General features: G+C 51.2%; 8 protein-coding genes. 4 read left to right on the top strand and 4 right to left on the bottom strand.

Translation table 11 applies throughout. The annotated features are described in order from the left end of the window. Positions 1 to 78 precede the first annotated feature (78 nt). The gene (gene rpsB / locus V2P20_RS09895; protein WP_194969052.1) at positions 79 to 822 is read right to left on the bottom strand and encodes a 30S ribosomal protein S2; all 744 of its coding nucleotides are present in this window, start codon (positions 820 to 822) and stop codon (positions 79 to 81) included. 299 nt (positions 823 to 1121) lie between these two features. Here rpsB and map point away from each other — a divergent pair, with 299 nt between their 5' ends. Next, positions 1122 to 1886: a type I methionyl aminopeptidase gene (gene map / locus V2P20_RS09890; protein ID WP_331818038.1), complete on the top strand. Its 765-nt coding sequence runs from the start codon at positions 1122 to 1124 to the stop codon at positions 1884 to 1886. Next, positions 1883 to 4522: a [protein-PII] uridylyltransferase gene (gene glnD, locus V2P20_RS09885; protein ID WP_331818037.1), complete on the top strand. Its 2640-nt coding sequence runs from the start codon at positions 1883 to 1885 to the stop codon at positions 4520 to 4522. Before map ends, glnD begins: the two co-directional genes overlap by 4 nt. A 16-nt stretch (positions 4523 to 4538) precedes the next feature. On the opposite strand, the gene V2P20_RS09880 is transcribed toward glnD, so the two are convergent. Both V2P20_RS09880 and V2P20_RS09875 read right to left on the bottom strand, forming a co-directional pair. Beyond that, positions 4539 to 4931 (bottom strand): PilZ domain-containing protein, encoded by a 393-nt coding sequence (locus V2P20_RS09880; protein WP_331818036.1) that lies wholly within the window; start codon positions 4929 to 4931, stop codon positions 4539 to 4541. A gap of 498 nt (positions 4932 to 5429) precedes the next feature. Beyond that, positions 5430 to 6656, bottom strand: coding sequence for a UbiH/UbiF/VisC/COQ6 family ubiquinone biosynthesis hydroxylase (locus V2P20_RS09875; RefSeq protein WP_331818035.1), 1227 nt, complete (start codon positions 6654 to 6656; stop codon positions 5430 to 5432). 245 nt (positions 6657 to 6901) lie between these two features. Between V2P20_RS09875 and V2P20_RS09870 the strand changes: the two genes are divergently transcribed. Together V2P20_RS09870 and V2P20_RS09865 are read left to right on the top strand one after the other, a co-directional pair. Beyond that, positions 6902 to 12385: a glutamate synthase-related protein gene (locus tag V2P20_RS09870; RefSeq protein WP_331818034.1), complete on the top strand. Its 5484-nt coding sequence runs from the start codon at positions 6902 to 6904 to the stop codon at positions 12383 to 12385. A gap of 80 nt (positions 12386 to 12465) precedes the next feature. Further along, positions 12466 to 14211: a sulfite reductase subunit alpha gene (locus tag V2P20_RS09865; RefSeq protein ID WP_331818033.1), complete on the top strand. Its 1746-nt coding sequence runs from the start codon at positions 12466 to 12468 to the stop codon at positions 14209 to 14211. A 76-nt stretch (positions 14212 to 14287) separates the two neighbouring features. On the opposite strand, the gene zapE is transcribed toward V2P20_RS09865, so the two are convergent. Beyond that, positions 14288 to 15448, bottom strand: coding sequence for a cell division protein ZapE (gene zapE, locus V2P20_RS09860; RefSeq protein WP_331818032.1), 1161 nt, complete (start codon positions 15446 to 15448; stop codon positions 14288 to 14290). Positions 15449 to 15676 lie beyond the last annotated feature (228 nt).

The following is a 15676-nucleotide window of genomic DNA, read 5'->3' as shown; positions in this document are numbered from 1 at the left end:
CCCCCATAAGGAGGCGTTTTTTCTTGATCTGAACCCTCACTCACACAGGCCATTGCCTGTTATAAATGAGGGAGTGAATTATTCTGTTGCTGAGGCTTCTTCAACGAAGTCATCGGCTTTTGCCGACATATCCAGACTTGCCGCTTTAGCTTCCATTACAGCCGCAGAAACGCTTTGACAGTATAGTGAAACCGCTCGAATTGAATCGTCATTACCAGGAATGACGTAATCGATTCTTTCCGGTGAGTTGTTGGAATCAACAACGCCGACTACCGGAATGCCTAATTTCTTCGCTTCGCTGATTGCATTTTTCTCATACCCGACATCCAGTACGAAAATAACATCAGGAATGCCTTTCATGTCTTTGATACCGCCCAGGCTGCGCTCGAGCTTTTCGAGTTCACGCTCCATGCCCAGCGCTTCTTTCTTGCTGAACCGTTGGTAAAGCGTGCCGTCAGTCTTCATCGCTTCCAGTTCTTTCAGGCGATTGATTGATTTCTTGATAGTTTTGAAATTGGTCAGCATGCCGCCTAACCAGCGATGGTTGACATAAGGCATGCCGCAACGTTTTGCTTCTTCCGCAACAACTTTGCGCGCTGCTTTTTTAGTGCCGACAAACAGGATGGTACCTTTGTTTGCGGACATTTGACCCAGATAATTCATGGCGTCATTGAACATCGGAAGCGTTTTTTCCAAATTGATGATATGGATTTTGTTACGAGCTCCGAACAGGTAATTAGCCATTTTCGGGTTCCAGTAACGGGTTTGATGTCCAAAATGAACACCCGCTTCAAGCATTTGACGCATGGATACTGCTGCCATTAATTTCTCCTAAGATCTAAAATCGGACTATTTGTCCGAGTTGGGTTACGCCTCCACTTACCCCGCTTGGCAACCAGCTGCAATAACTTGAGCCAGCACCCTGCCAAACGTGACGACAAGTGTGAGTATTAATACAAAAATGAACTTAACTTTATATCATAATTAGCTTTTTACAACAAGCCAATCTCTGTTAAACTCTTCGCATGTCATAATCTGACTAACCTTCAAAACTAGACCTTTATCCTGCCTCATCTGTTATCCGGCACAAACAACCTTAGCAAATACAAATAATCATCTCCATGAGCATAATCATTAAAACCGAAAGTGAAATTGAAAAAATGCGTATCGCCGGAAGACTGGCCGCCGAAGTTTTGGAAATGATTGCGCCTTATGTTGTTCCGGGAGTCACCACCGATCAACTCGACAAAATCTGCCACGATTATATTGTCGACGTGCAAAAAGCCATACCTGCGCCGCTTAATTATCACGGCTTCCCGAAATCCATTTGCACATCCATTAATCACCAGGTCTGCCACGGCATTCCCAGCGAAAAGAAACTTAAATCGGGCGATATCGTCAATATTGATATTACGGTTATAAAAGATGATTACCACGGCGACACCAGTAAAATGTTCTGTGTAGGGGAAGTCAGCCAACACGCCCGAAGACTGGTGAATGCAACTCGCGAAGCCATGTTTCTGGGCATTGAGCAAGTTAAGCCGGGCGCCACCTTAGGCGATATAGGCCATGCCATACAGAAACACGCCGAAGCCAATCACTTTTCTGTAGTCAGAGAGTTTTGCGGCCACGGCATCGGCAAAAAATTCCATGAAGATCCACAGGTTCTGCATTATGGCAAAGCCGGTACAGGCGAAACGCTGCAAGCCGGCATGATTTTAACCATTGAGCCCATGCTCAATCTAGGCAAGCGCCATGTCAAAGTATTGGCCGACGGCTGGACTGCAGTCACTAAAGATCGAAGCTTGTCCGCCCAATGGGAACACACCATTCTTGTCACAGCCACCGGTTATGAAATCCTAACTTTGCGCCAGGAAGAAATGTGAATGATTTGACCTTTCCTACACTCTTTACAGAAAAAGACAGCCTGTTTCAGTTCAAACAACTGCTGAAGCAAAAAGACGCTGAACTGAGGCAAAAATTCGATCCGCACAGCTCGGTTGCCGCGCTGCTTAAAGAAAAATCCGATTTCATCGACAAAATCCTGAGCCTGTGCTGGCAACATTACCTCGGCGATTACGCCCAATCGCTGAGTTTGATCGCCGTAGGCGGTTATGGCCGCCGGGAATTATTCCCCTATTCGGACATTGACATCGTTGTTTTGCTCGAGTCGGAAGACACTTCGCCTTATCAGGAAGCATTGGCAAATTTCTTTACTTTCCTGTGGGATATCGGCTTAAAACCCGGGCAAAGCGTGCGCACGATCGAGGAATGCATTAAAGCCGCACAGGATGATCAGACGATCATGACCAGCCTGATGGAAATGCGCCTGCTCATCGGCAATATCGCCCTTTACGAAGCGCTTAGAGAAGCCACTACGCCCGACAAAATATGGCCCTCGGATCAGTTTTTCATTGCCAAGATGGAAGAACAGCGGCAGCGCAACGCCAAATTCCACTGTACCGCCTATAACCTCGAACCGAACATCAAGGAGGGCCCGGGCGGATTGCGCGACATGCAGATTATCGCCTGGGTATTCAAGCGTCATTACAATTCGGCCACGCTCAAGGAACTGGTCAAATACGGCTTCCTGCCGGAATCCGAATATTCGGAACTGGTTGCCGCCCTCGATATACTCTGGCGCATCCGTTATGCACTGCATCTGCTGACCAATCGCGGCGAAGACCGACTGATTTTTGATTATCAACGCGACCTTGCCAAACAGTTCGGCTTTAGCTCGGAAGACCGGACCTACAATCAGGATGTCGAACAGTTTATGCAGTTTTATTTCAAAACGGTACTCGGGCTCGAGCGGCTGAATGAAATGTTGCTGCAATTGTTTAATGAACGCTTCGTTTGCGGAGAAGCCGTCTATAGGCCACTGCCTTTTAATGCCAAATTTTCCGTTATCAATGGCTATCTTGAAGCGACCGAAGACACTATTTTTGAGCAAGAGCCGACGTCTCTGCTGGAAATTTTTCTGATTCTGCAGCAAAACTCCTCACTTAAAGGCATCAGGGCAACCACCATCCGCCTGATCCGCAAGAACCTGTACCTGATTGACGAGGCTTTTCGCAAGAATAAAACAGCCAACCGCCTGTTCATGGAAATATTTCGCCAACCGCGCGGCATTACCCATCAATTAAGACGAATGAACCGCTACGGGGTATTAGGCGCCTATGTACCTGGCTTTGCCAATATTGTCGCGCGCATGCAATATGACTTGTTTCACATCTATACAGTGGATGAGCATACGATTTTCGTAATAAGCAACTTGCGCCGGTTTGCATTGGAAAAACACATTGACGAACTCCCTTTTTGCAACGATATCTTTCTTCTGATTTCCAAGCCGGAGATCCTGTATATTGCCGCTCTGTTCCATGACATCGCTAAAGGACGAAATGGCGACCATTCCGTGATCGGCGAAGAAATCGCCAGGCAATTCTGCATCCAGCACGATCTCTCACAGCATGACACCAAGCTGATCACCTGGCTGGTCCGCAACCACTTGATCATGTCGATGACCGCCCAGCGCAAAGACATCGGCGACCCCGATATCATCCACGAATTCGCTCAGCAAGTGGGCAGCATCGAATATCTGAATTACTTGTATTTACTGACCGTGGCAGATATTCGCGCCACCAACCCGGAACTGTGGAACTCCTGGAAAGATGCTTTGCTCCAGGAGCTTTATTCAATAACGCACAGCGCCTTGCAGAGAGGACTGGAAAACCCGGTTGCGCTGGAAGACCGGCTGCTCGAAAACAAAAAAGAAGCCAAAGACGAACTGATCAAGCTCGGCATACCGGAACCGGTTATTTTCAAATCCTGGAAGCATGCCAGCGACGATTATTTCCTGAGATATTCGGCGGATGAGATAGCCTGGCATACTATCGCCATCGCTTCATCCAACGAAGACGAACTGCCTTTGGTGCTGCTGCGCCCGCAAACCCAGCGAGGCAGCGCGGAAGTCTTCATTTATACGAAAAATGAAGAGGCCGTTTTTTCAATAAGCACGGCAACATTGGACCAACTGGGGCTTACGATTCTGGATGCCAGAATCATGACCACATCGGACAATTATGTACTCAACAGTTTCCAGGTGCTGGAGCAGTCAGGAGAGCCTATTGACGAACCATTCAGGGAAGTCCATATCTGCACGGCACTGCGCCACAACCTGCTGCACCGGGAAGTCAAAAAACACAAGAATATCCGTCGCCAGTCAAGGCAGGCCAAGCACTTCCCTATCCAGACTAGCATTCGGTTTCATGCAGACCCTTTAAACAGGCACACCATCATAGAACTGATAACGACTGACCGCGCCGGCCTCTTATCAAAAATAGGCCAGGCTTTTATACAGCAGCGCATCCATCTGTACAGCGCAAAAATAACCACGATCGGCAGCCGCGCCGAGGACATGTTTTATATAACCGACCAGCAATTACAGCCTATCACCGACCCATCCAAGCAGGAGCAAATACGCAGGGAAATTCTTAAAATGCTGGAAACCGGCAGCGATTAAAAACAGCCCAAGCCGATCAATAGGCAAAGCCATTGCTGGAAGCCAGCGCTTTTTCGATAAATTGGATCAGCCGGTTATAGTCATTTTTTCCCATATCGACATAGCGCATGCCGATCTTGCAGAGATCTCTGGAAACCCGCCGCGAATAGGCAATATGGCAACGCGCCGCTATAGGCGACATCTGCCCGTTTTCATCGGGCAACTCCAGACTAATGGACAGTTCCACCGGCCTGCCGCCGCGCACATAACTGCCGCCCGGCGTCATGACATTGCGCTGCCTGATGTCACACTGAATAGAGATCTCCGCGCTACAGGTCTCCAGCGCCAAAACGTTTAAATGCACGCCATCCTCATTGGCGACAATCGCTGAAAGCGGCTTTGAAATTTTGGGATAAATTTTTTTACGCATTGCTTCGGTACTCAATAAATTGATTGGTAAATTCTAGCCTAAAACAACGCAAGAACCAGATGGAGCGGCCGCTTAATTACTTTTTTTATCAACAACATGAACTGCATCACATTAATTCGCGAATTGATGCAATAACCAAGTCGAAAGGATTTTTTGAGAGAAAATCTTATGAAACCTGTCATTTCTATAAGACGGAAGTCGATAGCGCAACACAAGCTCCGTCACAAAACGAAAAAAAGTTCGTCAAGCCTGTCTGCAATTAGCGTTCAGGACCACCAAGATCGCATCCAAGTATGTGACAGTGCGCCGCAAAACGCATGAGCCATCAAAATGTGTCACTTAATCCGCGATTTATAGTAAGACATGCAAAGGGTTGTGAAATAGACAAGAATGGCGCCAATAGCTACTGATCAGCGCCCATTCAATTCCTGTGTCCACGGCAGGCTCAAGCCAATGAAATGGCGCAACCGTTTTCTGAAAACAATAAAACCCGACAGCTCAAACGATCGGCTGCCCCTTGGCGAGCTTGGGAAGACTGCCATCCAAGCCCATTGCCATGCGCATGACTTTGTTTTTTGCCGGCGAAAGTCGCTCGGCCAGCCCCAGGCCCAGGTTACGTAAGAACTTGACCGGCAATATTTCGTTACTGAACACGCGATAAAAAACATCCATAACCGTCATCATTCTGAGGTTTTCGCTGCGCCGCAACTTTTCGTAGCGCTTTAGAACGGCTATATCATCAATAGCCTGCCCCTGCTTCTGCGCCTCAATCAAAACCTCGCCCAACGCGGCCGCATCCAATAGACCGATGTTCACCCCCTGCCCAGCCAGCGGATTGATCATATGCGCCGCATCGCCGACCAGAACAACGCCGGGCTTGACGTAGTCCTGCGCATGCTGACGCTTTAAAGGAAAACTGGCTGTACCGAGAACCCCCTTAACCTTGCCGAGACAGTCAGGAAACGCAGCCGCCAGCTCGGCCATCAGTTCCTCATGAGGCAATGCTTTTAATCGAGACACTTCATCCGGCGAGTTGTACCAGACTATGGAGCCATAATGCCCCGTCAACGGCAAAAACGCCTGCGGCCCGCTAGGCACAAAACGCTGCCAGGTGATATCCTGCTGCCCATAATCCGTCTCAATATAAATGACCAGGGCATGCTGCTTATAATCCCAGCTTGTCACCCCCAAGCCCACAGCCTGCCTGACCCTGGATTGCCCGCCGTCTGCTGCAACCAGCACTTTTGCCGACAGCAGGCGCCCATCAGTCAATTCCAGTTCGGAATGATCATTTTGACTCTCGGCTGAATAACTGATTCTGTTAATCGCGGCAGGACAGATCAGTTCGATGTTATCGAAATCGCGCAGACGGTCCAATAAAGCCAGCTGCGTCACACGATTCTCAACGATATAGCCCAGCTCCGAATGACCGATATCATCGCTGCAAAATTCCGTATCGCCGGCAGTCTCCCAGACGCGCATGCGCCGGAACGGGCAAAGCCTGCGACTGGTGACGCCCCGCCAGGCGCCGACCGCCTCAAGGATGTTTTTCGATGCAATACTGAGCGCCGAAACCCTTAAATCATGCGGCTGATCGGCAGAAAAGTCCTGTGGCAGCGCGCTCTCTATTACAGCCACTCTCAACAAGCTACCTCCCAGGCTGCAAGCCAAGGCCGCCCCCACCATACCGCCGCCCACGATTACGACATCAAAATTCTCTTTCATATCAATCAACTATATTAATACAACCTGAATTTCCACAACTTGGCAAAAATAAAATGCTAGAGTTTTCAATATTTCGTGTTACTATAAAAAGGTTTCGCCGGACGAAATTTATTCTAAATATTTCTTAGCAGTTTCAATGCGTCTGTCTGAATTAATATTTAATTATCAGACTCTAACACGCATTGAAACAAAAAACGAACTATAAACGCTGTCTTTGCGGCAGCATGATTAGAGCGGGCTGGAAAATGACTGAAAATTCCCGATTAGGTAGTAAAAGACAAATGCTGTATAACGATGAACTGTCGCAGGATAGCTGCGGCGTGGGCTTTATTACCCACAAAAAGAGCATACAAACTCACGACCTGCTGATTAAATCCCATGAAGCGCTTTGTACCATTCCGCACCGCGGCGGCATGAGTGCAGAAGGAATTGGCGACGGCGCCGGCGTTAACATTGACTTATCCTTGAAGTTTTTTCGCAAGATCACCGGCATCGATAGCCTGGAACTCGGCCACTTTGGTGTAGCCAATTTTTTTTTCCCGGAAAATCATGAATATTATGATTCCACAGCCAAAGAGCTTATTGACCGCCACTTCAAGGAATTCAATTTACCCATAATCCAATGGCGTGATGTACCGGTTGACAAAACCGTACTCAATCCCGCCTCGATCAAAGCGCAGCTGCCTATCAAGCAGGTGATTTTCGGGCGACCGGACAGTTTGAAGGCCGCCACGCATGATCAGTTTGAAAAACACATCCAAGCCGCCCTGCTGGCCATCGAAGTCGAAGGATTCTCGCGCCTAGAGCTGAACGGCTTTTATCCTCTGTCCATGAGCTCGCGCACACAGGTTTATAAGGGCCGGCTCAACTCTTTTGAGGTCATTCCATACTTCATAGACCTGCGCGACAAGGATCACGAAATCAACACGCTGTTTTTCCATACCCGGTTTTCAACCAACACAGCCCCGGCCGCACTGATGGCACAGCCATTCCGTTACATGGCCCATAACGGCGAGCTGAACACCGACAAGAAAAACCGCTTGAGCGAAAACGCCATCGCGCGCCAGCACAACAAGCACATCGTGTTCCCGTGCGGCCAGTCGGACTCCGGCCGCCTGGACCAAACCCTGACGCGCCGCATCAACGAAGACAATCTCAATATCGTCACAGCGGTGCTGGCGATGATGCCGCCTGCCTGGGAAAACGATACGACGCTGTCGCCGCAAGTGCGCGCCATGCTGGAATATTTCAGCCTGTATGAAGAAAAGAACGACGGCCCGGCAGCCCTGGTTTTCAGCGACGGCATACGCGTCGGCGCGCGCTTGGACCGTCTCGGCCTGCGCCCTTTGCGCACGGTTGAAACCGAAGACTATCTGGCCGTCATGTCAGAAGCCGGGCAGATTGATTTTCCGCCCAAGTCAGTCCTGAAACGCGGGCGCATCGAGGCGGGCGGCATGATCTGCTTTGATCACAGCACCGGCGAAGCTTACAACACCCATCAGATTATGGAGTGCCTGGCTCAGGAGCAGAACTATCAGGCCTTACTGGCGCAGCGCTGCATCCACATGTCGGAACTGCCGAAAGTCGAGTTGTCCGAAATTAATGACGCGTATTCCTTCACGATAGACCAGCGGCACACGGCTTACTCGCTCAACCAGGAAAGCTTCAGATTCCTGCTTGATCCGATGCTGGCCACCGGCATGGAAAAAATATCGGCCATGGGCTACGGCGTCGCGCCTAATGCGCTGGCCGGCACGGAAGGCGGCATGTCGCGCTATTTCAGCCAACGCTTCGCGCAGGTCACTAATCCGCCGCTCGATTCGCTCAGAGAGAGCGACGGCATGACCTTGCGCGTTGCCCTGGGCGCGAAGCCGACCTTTTCCGATGAGTACAGCAAGCAGCTCGTTATCGACTCGCCGATTCTGCAGCGCACCCAGCTGGAACAGATCCGCAGACAAGCAGCGGTCAGCGTCGCCACGCTGGATATGCTGTATACGCCTGACTTCAATGACGCGAAGCGCAACGAAGACTCTCTGGAAGCGGCGTTACTGGCCGTCTGCGAGCAGGTTGAGAATGCCGCACGAAAAAACACCGGCATCATCATCCTGAGCGACGCCAACATCGGTAAGGACAAAGCCGCCATTCCGGCCCTACTGATGATTGCGGCCGCCAACCAGCATCTGGTTAAACACGGCCTGCGCTTTAATTCATCGTTGATCGCAGAAACCGGACAGGCAGCCAGCTCGCATGATATCGCCACGATCCTAGGCTTCGGCGCTTCAGCGGTCTGCCCTATCAGCGTGCATAACCGCGTGCTCAGCCATTATGCAGCGGATGAGCGGCAAAAAGCACTGTACAATTTCCAGAAAGCTGCTGAAAAATCGCTCATGAAAACCATGGGCAAATTTGGCCTATGCACCGTGGAAAGCTATATCGGCGGGGAATTCTTCGAATCCAACTATCTGGATACCAATGAGCCCAAGCTGCGCCCTTACTTTCCAAACATCCATGCAGCCGTCGGAGGGGCGCGTTATGCCAATATCGCGGCCAGCGCGACAGAATGGCATCAAAAAGCACTGTCTGTGCACGAGGAAAAAGACATCCCATTCCTCGGACTATTCAAAGAGCGCCAGGACGGCGCCGGCCACAGCTTCGGCAATACCGCGGTCAGGGAATATATCAACATGACCGATGAGGAGATTCTGTATATCCCACAGGATAAATCACCCGTCGCCAGCGACACGGCCTACGCCGATTTCGGCTATGACAAGCGCACGCCGGAACAAATCGACGCCTTCGGCATCACGCCGGCTTATCGCAGCTTTACCAAAAACCTGTACCTTGAGCGCGAATCCAGGCCGGCGGCCTTGCGCGACATCATGGATTTTCCGGCTGACGTCAGCACGGCCGAAACCGTTGCCGATTTCGACCGCATTCTCGGCAGGCAGAGTTTGTACGGCAATATCAACTATTTGATCCGCGGCCTGAAGGTCGACCAAACCGACAACGCTTCTTTCAGCATCAGCTTCACTGAAAATTCATCCGAAGCGCGTTTGGAGCAACTGTCGCAGCACTTTAAAAAACGCTTCGCCGATACTGAATTCAGTGCGACTGCCATAGGCAATACGCTAAATATCAAAGTGGCCGACACTGATAGCCTTCTGGCTAACTATTTATCGTCCACCCAGAGCGCGCGCGATCCGATTGCCTTGACCGATGTACAACCGGCTCATGAAGTCACCGCGACCCTGGCCTCCGGCGCGATGAGTCACGGCGCTTTGCTGGCAGAAGCACACGAAGCGGTCGCCCAGGGCACGAACATTGTCGGTGCGCTCAGCAACTCCGGCGAAGGCGGCGAGCATTCCAGCCGTTTCAACACGCTGCGTTCGAGCAAAATCAAACAATTCGCGTCAGGCCGTTTTGGCGTCTGGGCCGGCTATCTGGCCGACCCTAATATCCAGGAGATTGAAATCAAGATCGGCCAGGGCGCAAAACCGGGCGAAGGCGGTCAGCTGCCTGCGCCCAAAGTCTCGGTTGAAATTGCCGCTCTGCGCGGCGGCACGCCCAAAGTGGAGCTGGTCAGCCCGCCGCCGCATCACGATACCTACTCTATCGAAGATTTGGGGCAATTGATTCATGATGCCAAGGCTGCACGCGTAAAAGTCGGCGTCAAGCTGGTATCATCGGAAGGCATCGGTACGATTGCCGTCGGCGTCGCCAAAGCCGGAGCCGACGTGATCAACGTAGCCGGCAATACCGGCGGTACCGGCGCGGCAGCCGTAACCAGCCTGAAAAACACCGGCCGCTCGCCTGAAATCGGCATCGCCGAAGTGCATCAGGCACTGGCCGTCAACGGTCTGCGCGACAAAGTCGTGTTGCGTTGCAGTGCTGCCCATCAAAGCGGATTGGACGTCGTTAAATCGGCTATTTTAGGCGCCGACTCCTTTGAATTCGGTACCACGGCATTAATGATGCTGCGCTGCGTCATGGCCAAGAACTGCAATATCAAATGCCCGGCCGGCCTGACCACCGAGCATGAAGAGTTCAAAGGCGATGCGCGCGTACTGGCCCAATACTTCATGAATCTGGCTCACGAAGTCAGGGAAATACTGGCCGTATTAGGCTACCGAAGTCTGCGCGAACTGCGCGGCAAAACCGAGCTATTGCACCTGATCAATCACGAAGCCATGATCGGCCAGCTGGATCTGACCCGCCTGCTTGCGCAAGCGAACGAGGTAAAAATTGAAAACCCGATCTACCTGGAAGCGGACTTCAGCGTTGATGACGCCATTATCAAACGGTTTAAAACCGACATTATTGACGGCAATAAACAGCAACTCATTATCGAAGGCGCCGATTTCAAACTGAACAACCGCAACAAAACGGTGGGTGGACAGGCAGCGATCGACATAGAGCGCATGCTGGCCTATGAGCTCAGCGATGAACAGGTTTCCCGCTCCAGGATCATTTACACCAACCAGCACGGCCGCCGTTATCTGGCGCCGGACAGCGTGATCATCCGCACGCACGGCTCAGCCGGGCAAAGTTACGCCGCCTTCATGAATGACGGCATGCGTATGGAGCACACCGGCACCTGCAACGACGGCGTCGGCAAATCGGCCTGCGGCGGCATACTGGTCATCGAATCGCCGGGCGGCGGCATTAAAACACCGGGCAATAACGTGCTGATCGGCAACTTTGCCCTATTTGGCGCCAGCGGCGGCAAGGCCTTTGTCAACGGCGAAGCCGGCGACCGCTTCGCGGTTAGAAACTCGGGCGCCATGGCGGTCGTCGAAGGCGTGGGCGATTTCGCCTGCGAATACATGATCAACGGCGCCGTGTTGAATATAGGCGGGTTCGGCAAAGGTTTCTGCAACGGCATGTCCGGCGGCAATGCCTATCAGTATGATCCGGAAGACCGGCTGGAAAGCTTGTACGACAGCTCGTCCGTGGAGCTGCACCGCCTGACCGAGGATACCGATACGGCCCGAGCTCATGAACAGTTCATTCTGTCCATGCTCGAGCAGCATGCCAGCTATGCCAACTCAAGCAGGGCCAGATGGTTGCTCGATAACTGGGCTACCGAACGCGCGCATTTCAAATTTACGCTGCCGTTATGGCTCTATAAAACCCAGACAGCCAAATACTTGCAGCAATCGCTGGATCGCAAGGAAATGATCGAGGAATTGTCGCTGGCACTGGCGGCTGAACAGGTTGAGCAGGTCAGACGGGCGTACCAGACAACACAACCGTTGTTTGGCGGCGCGATTCCGGATTACGGCACAACCGATACAGCATTGATGTTCAAGCTGGTAAACAGTTTTTCCGTGTTTGAGAAAGCCCGGTCCTGCGCCCGCGACATGCTGAAGCATCTGCCTGAAGCATTGCAGACTCAAAGCCAGATAGAGCAGGCTGCGCGCAAACTGATCATGGAGCGTCCGCGCAAACTGCAGGAAGCATTGGTCAAGAACACTCGCGAAGCTTACAGCAATTACAGTGATGACCAACTTGCCTGCCTGCTGGCAGCCAAACGCCTTAATGATTACAAGAAGACACTAATCCTGCGTGACGTACAGAGTATTTGCTCGATAGGCTCCACTGCCTGGATTATTGAACAGGACAGAATCAACAGAGAAGCGTTGGCCGGCATTCCTTGTATCGAAGAATATCTGGCCGGACTCGTCGGATTAAGCATCGTCCAGGACATGATGAGCGCGCAACCCGCTTAAATCCATTCTTTTTACAACACATCGGCCTCCCCTCTAAAAAGGGAGGCCGATCTACAGACAGTGATTTGTTAGTAACTCAAATGAAAACACCTCATATCCCACTCGACGCTCCTTACAGCGATAGTCAGCGCGCATGGCTTAGCGGCTTTTTTGCCGGCATGCATACACATATGATCCAAAGCGCCAGCACTGCTAACCAAGCCGATGCCCGCATCATCAACATTTTGTACGGCAGCCAGACCGGCAATGCCGAATCGATCGCGCATGACGCCGCCAATGTTGCGAAAACACATGGCTTGAAACCTCTGATAAAAAGCATGGATGAGGTTGAAATTAGCCAGCTCGCTTCCATGGAATACCTGCTGATCGTGACCAGCACCTACGGCGAAGGCGAAATGCCCGACAACGCCCAAATGCTGTGGCAGGCTGTTTCCACCGATTCAGCGCCTGCTCTCAATAACATGAAATTCTCAGTGCTGGCGCTGGGCGACACCAGCTACGACTTATTCTGTAAAGCGGGCATAGACTGGGATAGAAGATTGGCCGAACTGGGTGCAACGCGCATTTATGACCGCACTGACTGCGACGTCGATTTTGAAGAACCGGCATCGAACTGGATCAGCACCGTTATTCCACACATGGCCGAAGGGGCAGCATCGCCTACGGTGATTGTCGATGTCGAAGCAGGCCATGCAGAAAAGCCTCAATACAACCGAAAAAATCCGTTCCCGGCCAGAATGCTTGTTAACCGGCTTCTGACGGCCGAGTCGTCATCAAAAGAAACACGGCATTACGAGATTTCCATTACCGGTTCCGGGTTAAGCTACGAAGCCGGCGATGCCTTATGCGTGGCACCGACCAACTGCCCCAAACTGGTCGCCGACATTCTCACTGCGCTCGGCTGCAAGGGTGATGAAGACGAACCGGTCAACGGTGAATCCATCGCTTTGCATGAAGCACTGCGCACGCAATTCGAAATCAAACTGCCCAGCAAGGAATTCATTGAAGAGATTGCCAGCCGTTCAGGCGATCAGGAGCTCAACGGCATTCTGGAATCGGGCGACAAGGATAAGCTGGCCGATTATTTATGGGGCCGCGACATATTGGATTTACTGTTGCAATTCCCGCAGGTGGAATTCTCGGCCGCCGAATTCATAAGCCTGTTGAAACCGCTGCAGCATCGCGCCTACTCGATCTCCTCGAGCGGCAAAATGCATCCGGACACGGTGCATTTGACCGTGGCCAGCGTGCGTTATGAAAGCCATGGCCGCCAGCATAAAGGCGTCTGCTCGACTTTTCTGGCTGATCTGATCGATGACGAAACCGAAGTGCGAGTCTTCTTTACCCCTAACAAAGTCTTTAGAGTACCTGACGACAACAGTCTGCCGATGATCATGGTCGGCCCCGGCACCGGCATCGCGCCATTCCGAGCCTTCCTGCAGGAACGCGAATACAGAAATGCGCCCGGCAAAAACTGGCTGTTTTTCGGCGATCGTAATTCCGCCACCGATTTTATCTACCGTGAAGAACTGGAAGCCATGCAGCAAAAAGGCTTGCTGACCCGATTGGATCTGGCATTTTCCAGAGACCAAAAAGAAAAGGTTTATGTGCAGGACCGCATGCGTGAAAACGGCTCCGAGTTGTTTGCCTGGCTGGAACAGGGCGGTTATTTCTTCGTCTGCGGCGATGCCTACCACATGGCCAAGGATGTCGATAAAGCACTGCATGACGTGATTGCCGAACATGGGAAAATGTCGGAACAGCAGGCCATCGATTATGTCAATCAACTGAAAAAAGACAAACGTTACGTCAGAGACGTTTATTAACTCTTATTGGAAAAGGCATCCAGGAGTGACCAACCAGTCGCTCCTGGCATCCGTACTTCCGTTCTGAATACCAGCCTTAGGCAGACATCCGCCCTTCGCTCAGATACCTTTCCGTTTGCATCTCGACCAGCCTTGATTGGGTCCGCTTGAATTCAAAAGCCCCGTGATCTGTACAAAGCTGATCAACAGACGCCGCGGCAGTGCAGATCAGTTTCACGTTATGTTCGTAGAGTACATCGATCAGGATCACGAAGCGTTTCGCTTCGTCCTTGTTTTCCAAGGAAAATCTGGGGATATCCGAAATCAGCAAGGTATTGAATTCCCGGGCAATCGCCAGATAATCGGCTGCGCCTAGCGGTCTGCCGCAAAGCTCTCTGAACGAGGTAAACAGAATATCGCCATGCGCCGCCGAAAAATGAACCTTTCGGCCCTGCACTTGCAAAACTAAGGGTTCCGTTGCAGCGCTATTGGTCAGGTGGTTGTAGCTTTGCCGCAGAAACGCATTTCCTGACTCGCCAAGCGAGGCATGGAAAGTAGTCGATAACGCCTTGAGGTGCGTCAAACGGTAATCTTCTTTAGCTACCAGCTCCAGAATTTCAGCGGATTGCTTAAGCAAGGCAATAAACGGCAGGAACAGCTCCCGTTGCAGGCCGTCTTTATAAAGCGCATCGGGATGGTAATTGGATGTAGCGACCATAATGACACCTTTTTTAAACAACTGTTTAAATAAGCGTGCCAGCATCATGGCATCGGCGATATCATTGACAGTAAACTCATCGAAACATAACAGCAGCGTAGATTTTCGAATATGTCTTGCCAATGCGGGAATCGGATCGCCATCGTGGGATTGCCGCCATTGATGGATAAGATGGTGAACTTCCTGCATAAAGGCATGAAAGTGAACACGCCGCTTCTGTTTGATCGGACAGGCTTGAAAAAAGAAATCCATCAGCATGGATTTACCCCTGCCGACGTCGCCGAATATGTAAAGGCTTTTGCCTTGCTCAGGCTTGGCTGAAAGCAGTTTCCCCAGCGTCAGTTTGCTGTCGTAATCGGCTTTTTCCAAGAGGGTGTCCAGCAACTGCTGCAAATGACCCAAGACTTCCACTTGAGCATCATCATTCTGGATATGACGTTTAACAACCAGCTCCTGGTAATGTTTTTCCAGAATCCCATTATCCGAGGCGGCATAATGGGGCGCTAAACAGTCATATTGTCGCAATAAAGGTTTGAACATGAAAAGGTTAGTCTTAGGAGAACTCAAAGCGCTTCGGACTTGATTTTTGCGCACCGCTTGCATCGGTAAACAGTGACCAGCTTTCCCTGCTTGACATCAAACTGTTTTTCATTGATTACTTCCCATTTATGAAAGCCGCTGCGGCATAAGGTATTGCCTTTATGCAGTAGCGATACTTTCGGCCGTTTAAACTGAACAACATCACCCATCTTTATGCTGAAAAAAGTA

This window comes from Methylobacter sp. Wu1 (assembly GCF_036553575.1).
In the GTDB taxonomy this organism is placed as follows: domain Bacteria; phylum Pseudomonadota; class Gammaproteobacteria; order Methylococcales; family Methylomonadaceae; genus Methylobacter.
This window is presented reverse-complemented; position numbering and strand designations above follow the sequence as displayed.

What these genes read in the sequence shown, in the direction of transcription:
- zapE (WP_331818032.1), bottom strand. Translation starts at nt 15,448, where the DNA reads ATGTTCAAACCTTTATTGCGACAATATGACTGTTTAGCGCCCCATTAT.
- V2P20_RS09870 (WP_331818034.1), top strand. Translation starts at nt 6,902, where the DNA reads ATGACTGAAAATTCCCGATTAGGTAGTAAAAGACAAATGCTGTATAAC.
- V2P20_RS09875 (WP_331818035.1), bottom strand. Translation starts at nt 6,656, where the DNA reads ATGAAAGAGAATTTTGATGTCGTAATCGTGGGCGGCGGTATGGTGGGG.
- V2P20_RS09865 (WP_331818033.1), top strand. Translation starts at nt 12,466, where the DNA reads ATGAAAACACCTCATATCCCACTCGACGCTCCTTACAGCGATAGTCAG.
- rpsB (WP_194969052.1), bottom strand. Translation starts at nt 822, where the DNA reads ATGGCAGCAGTATCCATGCGTCAAATGCTTGAAGCGGGTGTTCATTTT.
- V2P20_RS09880 (WP_331818036.1), bottom strand. Translation starts at nt 4,931, where the DNA reads ATGCGTAAAAAAATTTATCCCAAAATTTCAAAGCCGCTTTCAGCGATT.
- map (WP_331818038.1), top strand. Translation starts at nt 1,122, where the DNA reads ATGAGCATAATCATTAAAACCGAAAGTGAAATTGAAAAAATGCGTATC.